This window comes from Amycolatopsis thailandensis (assembly GCF_002234405.1).
GTDB classification, from domain to species: Bacteria; Actinomycetota; Actinomycetes; order Mycobacteriales; family Pseudonocardiaceae; genus Amycolatopsis; species Amycolatopsis thailandensis.
In genome coordinates, this window is record NZ_NMQT01000105.1 from 1 (window position 1) to 9,742 (window position 9,742).

Annotated in this window: 8 protein-coding genes; 6 read left to right on the top strand and 2 right to left on the bottom strand. The window is 67.8% G+C overall.

All coding sequences use genetic code 11. The annotated features are described in order from the left end of the window. Window positions 1-179: 179 nt before the first annotated feature. Together CFP71_RS29475 and CFP71_RS29480 are read left to right on the top strand one after the other, a co-directional pair. The gene (locus tag CFP71_RS29475) at window positions 180-818 is read left to right on the top strand and encodes an SRPBCC family protein (RefSeq protein ID WP_093937231.1); all 639 of its coding nucleotides are present in this window, start codon (window positions 180-182) and stop codon (window positions 816-818) included. Between the two features lie 33 nt (window positions 819-851). After that, window positions 852-1,433 carry a P-loop NTPase family protein gene (locus tag CFP71_RS29480; RefSeq protein ID WP_093937232.1) on the top strand — a complete coding sequence of 194 codons (582 nt, stop codon included), beginning with the start codon at window positions 852-854 and terminating at the stop codon, window positions 1,431-1,433. Here CFP71_RS29480 and CFP71_RS29485 read toward each other — a convergent pair. Beyond that, entirely contained in the window at window positions 1,430-1,909 is a 480-nt protein-coding gene (locus CFP71_RS29485; RefSeq protein WP_093937225.1) for a GNAT family N-acetyltransferase, read from the bottom strand. The genes CFP71_RS29480 and CFP71_RS29485 overlap by 4 nt on opposite strands. A gap of 276 nt (window positions 1,910-2,185) precedes the next feature. Between CFP71_RS29485 and CFP71_RS29490 the strand changes: the two genes are divergently transcribed. Genes CFP71_RS29490 through CFP71_RS29500 form a run of 3 tightly spaced genes read left to right on the top strand, consistent with a single transcriptional unit; the run spans window position 2,186 to window position 4,397 of the window. Continuing rightward, a complete protein-coding gene (locus tag CFP71_RS29490) occupies window positions 2,186-2,803 on the top strand; it encodes a YbaB/EbfC family nucleoid-associated protein (protein WP_093937226.1) in 618 nt (205 codons plus the stop codon). Next, complete coding sequence (locus tag CFP71_RS29495) at window positions 2,800-3,132, top strand: hypothetical protein (RefSeq protein ID WP_378279763.1); 333 nt, start codon at window positions 2,800-2,802, stop codon at window positions 3,130-3,132. The genes CFP71_RS29490 and CFP71_RS29495 overlap by 4 nt, the downstream gene beginning before the upstream one ends. Continuing rightward, window positions 3,129-4,397 carry a hypothetical protein gene (locus CFP71_RS29500; RefSeq protein ID WP_093937228.1) on the top strand — a complete coding sequence of 423 codons (1,269 nt, stop codon included), beginning with the start codon at window positions 3,129-3,131 and terminating at the stop codon, window positions 4,395-4,397. Before CFP71_RS29495 ends, CFP71_RS29500 begins: the two co-directional genes overlap by 4 nt. Window positions 4,398-4,470: 73 nt before the next feature. Here CFP71_RS29500 and CFP71_RS29505 read toward each other — a convergent pair whose 3' ends face one another. Beyond that, a complete protein-coding gene (locus CFP71_RS29505) occupies window positions 4,471-9,087 on the bottom strand; it encodes a DUF11 domain-containing protein (protein WP_244199879.1) in 4,617 nt (1,538 codons plus the stop codon). A 212-nt stretch (window positions 9,088-9,299) separates the two neighbouring features. Between CFP71_RS29505 and CFP71_RS29510 the strand changes: the two genes are divergently transcribed. After that, complete coding sequence (locus CFP71_RS29510; protein ID WP_244199880.1) at window positions 9,300-9,677, top strand: RidA family protein; 378 nt, start codon at window positions 9,300-9,302, stop codon at window positions 9,675-9,677. Window positions 9,678-9,742: the final 65 nt, after the last annotated feature.

The following is a 9,742-nucleotide window of genomic DNA, read 5'->3' on the forward strand; positions in this document are numbered from 1 at the left end:
ATGACCCCTCCTAAGGACATGAAGGCCCCCTTCCTTGCGCCTAGCGCAAGGAAGGGGGCCTTCATGTACCCCACGATCCCGCGGTTAGACCTTCTCACGTTTGCTCTTGACGCTCACCGGAATGAGCTATAGCTTCTAACTATAGCGATAACTACTAACGTATGCCGAAGGAGGAGGCCATGACCTCGAAGACCGCACGCCGCCGGTTCGGCGCACGCGCCGCCCTGCTCACGGTCCCGCTGGCCCTCGCGGGCGTCCTGAGCGCCACCGCTACCGCTCAAGCCACCACTCACAGCTCCCAGCCGTCTTCCCTCACCTGCCAAGGAAAAAGCATCGACCGGAAGGCCAAGGTGCATTACCGGACCGAGACCTTCATCAAGGCGCCCCTGCGCACCATCTGGGATCTCCAGACCGATGTGGAGGCCTGGCCGACCTGGCAGAACCCCGCCATCCCGGTCGAAATGAAACGCCTGGACCCCGGCCCGCTGCGCGAGCGTTCCCGGTTCCGATGGACCATTCCCGTCCCGCCCGGCATGCCGTACCCGCCCGGTGACGTGACCATCGTGTCCACCGTCCGGCAGCTCCAGCCCGGCAAGTGCCTCCGCTGGACCGGCCCCCTCGACGGCCCCGGCGGCATGCACATCGACGGCGTCCACGTCTGGAACTTCGTGAAGGTCCGCGGCGGCGTCATCGTCCGCACCGAAGAGAGCCACACCGGCCCGCAGGTCGACAAGGACGTGCCGGGCTCCACCGAAATGCTCGGCCAGGGTCTCGAAATCTGGTTGCGAGACCTCAAGAAGGCCGCCGAAAACCGGTAGGGCCCACCCCTGTCACTCCCTATGCTCCCGGGCATGGAGATCATCGGGCCGGACGACGCGCTTCCAGGACGGCGGATCCGGCGGGCCGCGGTGGCGGGCCCCGCCGGATCCGGGAAGTCGACACTGGCCCGAACCCTGTGCGAGCGCATGGGACTGCCGTTCGTCGAATTCGAGTCCTTCTTCCACGGTCCGGGTTGGACGGTGCGGGAGACTTGGCAGGCCGACGTCCTGGCGTTCATCGAGGGCGACGAGTGGGCCATCGAGTGGCAGGGCGAAGAGGTCCGGGAGCGGCTGACCGAACGGCTGGACGTGCTGGTCTGGCTCGATCACCCGCGGGTCATGACGATGACCCGCGCCGTCGTCCGGACGCTGAAGCGTCGCGTCGGGCGCGGTTCGAAGATCGCCGGCGGCAACGTCGAAGGCCCGCTGCACACCTTTTTCACCGATCGCGATCACATCATCAGGCTCGCCTGGCGTTATCACCCGATGATCCGGGCCCGCGTGCACAAGGTCATCGAGGAGGACCGCTACCCGGACCTCGTCATCGTCCGCCTGCGCGGTCAGCGTCAGGTCGACCGCTGGCTCGACGGGCCCCTCGCCCGGAACCTCCGCTAGCGAAGCTCCCGGACGCGCCACACCACGTCTCCGGCGGAACTCGGTTCGATCCTGTCCACAGTGAACCCTTCGCGCTCGTAGAACGCGCCGGCCCGTTCGTTGGCCGCGAAATGCTCGATGTAGAGCCGCTCGGCGCCCTCGGGCAACTGTCCTATGAGGGCGCCGAGCAGCCGGACACCCAGCCCGCCACCACGATGGCGAGGATGCACGTAGAGCTTGTAGATCACGTGGTTTTCGCCGTCGAGACCGCGCTGCCCGACACCGGCAAGGTGCCCGCCGTCGTCGGCGACCACCACCGCTCCGCGTGCCACGGCACCGGCGATGTTCGTCTCGTGCCACCACATCCGGATCTGCCGGGCAGCGGCTTCTTCACCGATCAACGGCGCGTAGTGGGCTCGAACGTGCACCTCCCCGAAACGGCAGATGGCCATGACGTCGTCCCTTCGGGCGTTCCGCACGACCGGTCCGGTTCCCATCACATCGCCTTTCCACCGCACTGTCGCCTGATCCGGCACCCGGGCCGACCTTTCGGGCAAACCCTCCTCAGCGAAGGTTGCCCGGGTCTCCGCCCGGTGATAACGATACGGAGCGAACCGGCTTTCGGCCGGCCGCGAAGGCGCGCCGGGGTTCGCTGCGGACCGGAAACGACTGGTCTACCCTCCCGGGTGAAAGCTGGGGTGTTCCCGCGGCGTCTCCGACTCTCTCGCCAGCCCCACCATTCGTGCCCGATCCGAACCGAGCCAAGGCGACGCATGCAACCCAATTTCGATGCAGGTGAGGACTTCGCCCTCCTTCTGGAGCGAGAGGCCAAGAAACTCGAAGAGAAGGCCAAGGCCCTGTCCGAGGCGTTCACCGCCTCGGCGTCCACGGTGCAGTCGCCCGACGGCACGGTGAAGGTGACTGTCGAGGCCAACGGCTCGCTCAGCGCCATCGAGTTCGGCAACCGGGCGACCTCGATGAGCCCCGCCAAACTCTCCTCGATCGTCATGCAGACCGTGCGGAAGGCGCAGCGCCAGACGGTCGAGAAGGTCACGGAGTCCTACACCGAGATCAACGGCGAGGACGAGGCCGCCCAGCTGGTCCGGACCTTCCTGCCGAAGGTGGAGGAAGAGGAAGGCGCCCAGGACGAGTCCGCACAGGACAAGTGGGCGCCGGAGGCGCACCACGAGGATCCGCGTCAGCAGGCCGGGCACCGGCCGCCGCCGCCCGGCTACCGGCAACCGCCGCCACCGGCGGGTTACCGGCCTCCGCCGCCGTCGGGCTATCCGCCGCCGCAGCAGCCGGGCCGCCCCGCGCAGCAGCCGCCCCCCGCGTCGCCCCGACCCCGCCGACCGGCCACTCCCGACGACGATGAAATGAGCCCCTGGTGAGCGGATTCAAAGTCAAGACAGAGGACATGACGGCGTTCGCCACTCACCTCGACAAGCTCGAGGACGCGCTGAAGCAGAGCGCCGACATGGTGGGCAGCTGTGTGGCGGACCCCGGCATCTTCGGCATCTTCGGCGGCCAGATCTACGGCGCCGGCGCGAGCATGCACTGCGGGAAGGCGCGGGACCACCTGAACAAGTATTCGGAGAACGTGAAGGAGTTCTCCGACAGAGTGCGCGACGCCGCGAAGAAGTACAACGCCAACGAAGACGAAACCGAGAAGCTGATCAACGCGGCGGGCGACGGCATCGAGGAGGTGAAGGTCAAGTGAGCGACGAGTACCACCGTAACGATTTCGGGAACGGCAGCGGCACCAAGGCCGACGACTTCAAAGACGAGAAGAACAACTTCCTCGCGGGCAGTGGTGACACCGCGGGCGCGGGCTTCTTCGACTCCGCCTTCGCGCTGAAGAAGGCCGTCGACTCCGGTGACCAGCTCAGCATCGGCCTGGCCTCGGCGGGTATGGCCATCGAAATCCTCGGCATGGTCGTCGACCCGATCGGGTCGCTGCTCACCGCCGGAATCGGCTGGCTGATCGAGCACATCGTCATCTTCCGCTGGCCGCTCGACTTCCTGCTCGGTGACCCGAAGGGCATCGAGGCGGCCAAGGAAGCGATCTACAAAGAGGGCAAGGAAGTCAAGCAGTGGGCGGCCGACCACAAGACCGCCACCGAAGCTCTGACGGAGAAGTGGAAGGGCGAGGCGGCCGACACCTTCATCTCCGACATGCAGGGCGTCAGCGCCCAGATCGACGCGCTGTCGGACTACCTCAATCTCGCCGGTAAGCAGATGGGGATCGCCGGTGCCATCATCGGCGCCGTCCGCGGCATCGTCCGCGACATCATCGCCATGACCCTGGCGGGCATCCTCAAGGCCGCGATCGTGGCGGTGGCGCTCGCGCCCGTCACCTTCGGCGGTTCGATCATCGCGGCGATCACCTCCATCATGACCACGGTCGGCGTGGCGATCGCCAAGATCGCCAAGCAGATCGCCGACTGCGCCAAGAAGCTCGGCGAGATGATCAAGATCCTGGTCAAGACGCGTGGCGCGGCCGACGACGTCGTCAAGCTGACGCTCGGTGGCGGCAAGATCAAGCTGCCCAAGCCCCCGCCCAAGGGGGGTCACCCGATGCCCCCCGGCAAGCAGCCGATCGAAGGCCCGCCCGGCAAACCGCCCGCCGACGGCACGCCGGACGGCAAGCCCCCGAAGCCGGACGGCAAGCCGGAGAAGCTCAGCGACATGCCTCTCAGGATCGTGCGCGAGAAGCTGACGAAGGAGCTGGACAAACTCCCCGTCGACCAACTGTCCAAAAAAGATTACGACGCCCTCATGGCGAAGTTCGACTACTGGAACTCCTTCCCGATCGGCGACCTGCACAAGAAGTTCCCCAAGGTCGCGGACGCTCTCGAGAAGACGGTCAAGGTCCTCAGCGACCCGACCTACGGCGCGTCGGGCATGGCCGGGAAGATCATCGTCGAGCTGACGAAGGGCATCCCGCCGGCCGCGAACGAAAAGCCGCCGGAGGGCGACGAGTGACCGGATAGGACTTCAAGCCCGGTGCGGGTGTCCACACAGGACATCCGCACCGGGCTTTTTCGTGTCTTCTCGCTCAGCGAACCCGGCGGCGGGCGTACCGCAACATCCAGGCCCCGGCCAGCAACGCGGCGAAAGCCAGCGCCAGCAGATCACCGGTGTGCGAACCGGTGGAGGCCAGCGGCCCAGGGCCCGGCGGCCGGACGGGGTCCGGCGGATCCACCGGTGGCGTCGGGTCGACCGGTGGTATCGGGTCGACCGGAGGCGTCGGCGGCTCGCCCGGGGTGACCGGCGTTTCGGTCGAGCAGCCAGGTTCGTCCGGGGTGAGACAGTTGGCGCCGGGCGTGGTGGACGTGACCGCGTTGCGCAGCTTCCCTTCCCCGGAACCGGCGGTGACCGAGTACGTCACGACGACCTTCTGCCCCACCGCGAGCTTTCCGTGCCAGCGAAGCGTTTGCCCGGTCAGCGCGACCGACCCGCTCGTCGCTTTCGCGTCACCGTTGTACGTCGCTCCACTGAGGACATTGCTCAGGTCGTCCGCCACGACGGCGTCGTCGTAAGCACCGGTCCCGGTATTGGTGATGGACAGTGTGTAAGTGACCTTGCCGCCGGGAGCGACCGCGGTCGACGGCGACGCCGACTTGGCGATGACCATCGAGAGCACCGGGGTGCGGGTGGAACAGGCGGGATCCCGCTGCCCTGACGGCGGGCAGTTGGTTCCTTCGTCACCCACGACGGAGTTGTCCAGGAAGTGGTCCCCTCGCAAGGGTTTCGCCACGGTGACCGAGTAGGTGATGGTCACCGTCGCACCGGGAGCGACCGTGCCCGTCCAGGTCAGCTTCGGTTTCGTGTACGTGACGGTGCCCGCGGTGGCCTTCGCGTCCTGGCCGTAGGTCGCGTCGTCGAGGACCTTGGTCAGGTCGTCGGTGAACGAAGCACCGGGATAAGGCGCTTGACCGGTGTTGCGAACGACCACCGTGTACGTGACCTTGCCGCCCGGCGCGGCCACCGCCGGGGCGGCCGACTTCGTGATGCGCAGCGCCGGTGTCGGCAGTTCGTTGCGGCAGTCAGGGTCGTCGGAACCCTCTTCGCAGTTGGAGCCGTCACCGGTGACCACGTTGACCAGGCGTTTGTCGCCCTTGTTGGTCACGACGACCGAATAGGTGACGGTGGCCTTCTCTCCGGGAGCGAGAGAGCCGGTCCAGGTCAGGGCCGGTTTCACGACGGTGACGGTCACCGTGCCGGTGTCCGCCTTCGCGTCACCGTTGTAGGTCGCGTCGTCCAGCACGCCGGAGAGGTCGTCGGTGAACGACGCGGCGGGATCCGTTGCCGCGCCGACGTTTTCGACGGTGACGGTGTAGGTGATCGTGTCCCCGGTCTTGACCTCTTCGGGAGTCGCGGTCTTGCGGATCTTCAGCGACGGCACCGGCGTGACCGTCCCGCAGTCCGGATCGGCCGAACCCGGCGGGCAGTTGCCGTCCGGGGGCCCGACGACGGCGTTGGTGAGCTTCTTGTCGCCGCCGGGCGGGCGGTTCACGGTGACGGAATAGGTGATGGTCACCGTGGCACTGGCCGCGACGTCACCGGTCCAGGTCACCACCGGGGCCTCGTAGCCGGTGGTGCCGCCGGACGCCGTCGCGTCGTCGTTGTAGGTCGCGTCGTCGAGCACGCCGGTCAGGTCGTCGGCGACCCGCGCTCCCGGATAGACCGCGGTGCCGGTGTTCTGGACGCGCACCGTGTACGTGAGCCGGTCACCCGGCCGGGGAGCGGACGGCTCGGCGGTCTTGACGATCCGCAGAGCGGCGACCGGGGTGACGGTGGAGCAGTCCGGGTCCGCCGAGCCGGGCGGGCAGGTCGAGTCTTCGGTGCCGGTCACGGCGTTGCGCAGCGTCCGGTCCCCGGCGGGCGGCTGGTTCACGGTCACCGAATAGGTGATGGTCACCGTGGCGCCCGCCGGAAGGTCCGCCGTCCAGGTCACGTCCGGTTCCGTGTACGTGACGCTGCCCGCGGTGGCCCGCGCGTCCCGGTTGTAGGTCGCGTCGTCCAGCGCCCCGCTCAGATCGTCGGTGAACCGGGCGCCGCGGTAGACGCCGGTCCCCGGATTGCTCGCGGTGACGGTGTAAGTGACGATCTGGCCCGGCTTCGCGCTCGCCGGGGCCGCGGTCTTGGCCAGCACCAGCGTGCCGATCGGGGTCACGGTCGCGCAGTCGGGGTCCGATCCGCCTGGCGGGCAGGTGGAGCCGTCCGGTCCGACGACGACGTTGGTCAGCCGCCGGTCCCCGGCAGGAGGTTTGCCGATGGTGACCGAGTAGGTGACCGTCACCGTGCTTCCCGTGGCGACGTCACCGCTCCAGGTGAGTTTCCGGCCTGGTTCGTCGAAGGTGGTGCCACCCGCGGTGGCGGAGGCGTCGCCGTTCCACGTGGCGTCGTCGAGGACACCGGTCAAGTCGTCGGTGAACGTCGCGCCCGGGTAGGCCGCCGCGCCGACGTTGCGCACCTTCACGGTGTAGGTGACCTTGTCCCCTGGCATGGCCGAGGCCGGGCTCGCCGTCTTCTTGATCTCCAGGGCGCCGATCGGGGTGACCGTGCCGCAGGCCGGGTCCGTGCTTCCCGGCGGGCACGTCGAGCCGTCCGGTCCGGTGACCGCGTTGCGCAGCACCTTGTCCCCGGCCGGTGGCGTGCCGACCTTCACCGAATAGGTGATCGTGACCGTCTTGCCGGCGGGTATGTCCCCGGTCCAGGTCAACGTCGTGGTCGCGCTGTCGTAGCCGGGCTGTGCCGGGGTGGGCGTCCCGTCGGCCTTGGCGACGGCGTCACCGTTGTAGGTGGCGTCGTCGACGACGCCGGACAGGTCGTCGGTGAGCGTCACCCCGGCCGCGGCCGAACCGTCGAGGGTGCGCGCGGTCAGCGTGTAGGTCACGACGTCGCCGGGTTTGGCCGAATCCGGAGCGGCCGATTTCGTGATCACGACCCCGTTGATCGGCTCGTCCGTGCCGCAATCCGGGTCCGTACCCCCTTCGGGACAGGTGGAGCCGTCGGGCCCGACGACCGCGTTGGTCAGCCGCTTGTTCCCGCCCGGCGGGTTCGCGACGGTCACCGAATAGGTGATCGTGACCGTGCTGCCCTTGCCGACCGTGCCTGCCCAGCGCAAGGTTTTGTCGGTCTCGGTGTAGTTCACGGCACCGGTGGTCGCGGTGGCGTCATTGCCGTACGCCGCGTCGTCGACCACATCGGACAGATCGTCGACGGCGGTGGCGTCGGTCCAGTCGGCCGTGCCGTCGTTGGTGAGCTTGATCGTGTAGGTGACCTTCTGGCCGGGCATGGGTTTCTTCGGCGTGCTGGTCTTGACGATCTTCAACGTCGCCACGGTGACGTCGGCGGCGCAATCCGGGTCTTTCCCGCCCTCGGCGCAGTTGCTGTCCGGGACGGTCACGACGTTGCCGAGCTTCTTGTCGCCGCCCGGTGGCGAACCGACCGTCACCGAATAGGTGATCGTCACGGCCGCGCCGGGGCCGAGGTCACCGGTCCAGGTCAGTCGCTTCCCCGCGGCGTCGTACTGGGGTTTCGCCTGCTCGGCGCCGCCGGACACGGCTTTCGCGTCGTCGTTGTAGGCGGCGTCGTCCACCACGCCGGACAGATCGTCGGTGACGACCGTCCCGGGCGCCGTCGCCGTTCCCTCGTTGGCGACGGTGACGGTGTAGGTGACCTTGTCGCCCGGTTTCGCGTCGGTCTTGTCGGCCTTCTTGGTGACCACGAGCCGTTTCGTCAGATCCGGGGCGATCGAGCAGCTGGCCAGGTCGGTGATGGGCCAGGTCCCGCCGGATTCGGAGGTGATCCGGCCGATCTGGTTGGTGTGCGCGTTGCCGCCGGGCACCTGCCGGGAGACGCCGGTGCGCGGATCGACCTTGTACAGCGCGCCGCCGTAGTAGCCGAGGTAGATCGACCCGTTCAGGAAGGCCATGCCGTAGTTGTTGAAGCCGTTGGACGATCCTGGTCCGGTGACCTTCACCGCCTGGGTGGTCTCGCCGGTGTCCGGGTCGAATCGGTAGATGTAGCTCTGTCCGCCGTAGACGATCCCGTAGTACACGCCGCCGGAGGAATCGACGAACAGGTCGGGGACGAGCGAGCCGCCGGCGAACACGGGGTCGTTCGCCGGGACGGGCTTCAGCGTGGACCCGCGGGAGAAGGTCTTCGTCGCGCCACTGGCCAGATTCATCGCGAACAGCACCGGTGCCCCGCCGTTCTGCGCGCCGTAAAGCATCCCGGACGCGGGGTCGGCGCCGAGCCCACCCCAGTTCACCCCGGAGGGGAGCTTGCGGGCCTCGCCTCCGGCGATCTCGTCGGTGACGGTGTTCGTGCCCGAAACATGCTTGTAGAGCGTGAGATTCCCGGTGGTGTAGCTGGAGTAGAAAGCGGCGACCCGGCCGGTGTCCGGGTCCTTGCCCAGCGCCATGTTCGTCGACCAGTAGTCCGGCAGGCCCGCGCCCGCCCGCTTGCTGATCACCGTGTTCTGGATCTCCGCGTCCCCCGAGGCGTCGGCGCGGAACTGCATGCCGGAGCGGATGTTGCTGTAGTACAGATGGTCGCAGTCGAACGTCGACGGGTCGTTCTCACCCTGCACCGGCCAGGTCGCCGCCTGCGCGGTCCCCGTCGTGACTAGCGTTCCGAACAGGACCGCCAGCACTGTGCCCACCGACAAAACCCGGCGTGACAAGGGTTTCAGTGCACGACGCCGGCGCTGAACGACGACCACGAAGAGCCTCCCGGTGGCGAGCGAACTCAGCCCGACGCTACAAGCCGCACCGCGAGCCTCAACTCGAAAGCCGAGGTGCCACCTGAACGTGTCTGATCATGGGTGATGCGAATCCGGTTCCGCTCCGGCCGTCGTTGTGCTTTCGTTCGGGCATGACTGAGCGGGTGAACATCTCTTCCGGCGGGGACTTCGAGCAGATCTTCGGGTACAGCCGGGCGGTGCGCGTCGGAGACCACATCCACGTGTCCGGGACGACGGCGCGGGAACCGTTCCGTTCCGGGGACGCGTACGAACAGGCGTCGGCCGTGCTTTCGATCATCGAAACCGCGCTGAGGGAAGCCGGTTCGAGTCTGGCCGCGGTGGTCAGGACGGTCACCTACGTCACCGACATCAAGGACGCCGAACTGGTGGCGCGGGCGCACCGCGAGGCCTTCGGCGACGTGCTGCCCGCGGCCACCATGGTCGAGGTCACGGCGCTGCTCGACCCGAAGATGAAGGTCGAGATCGAGGCGTACGCCATCGAGCGGTAGCTACTTCCTGAGCGAGGGTGCCGGGACCGCATCGGTTGGGGTGGTCGTGAGTGTTTTGGGTCGTT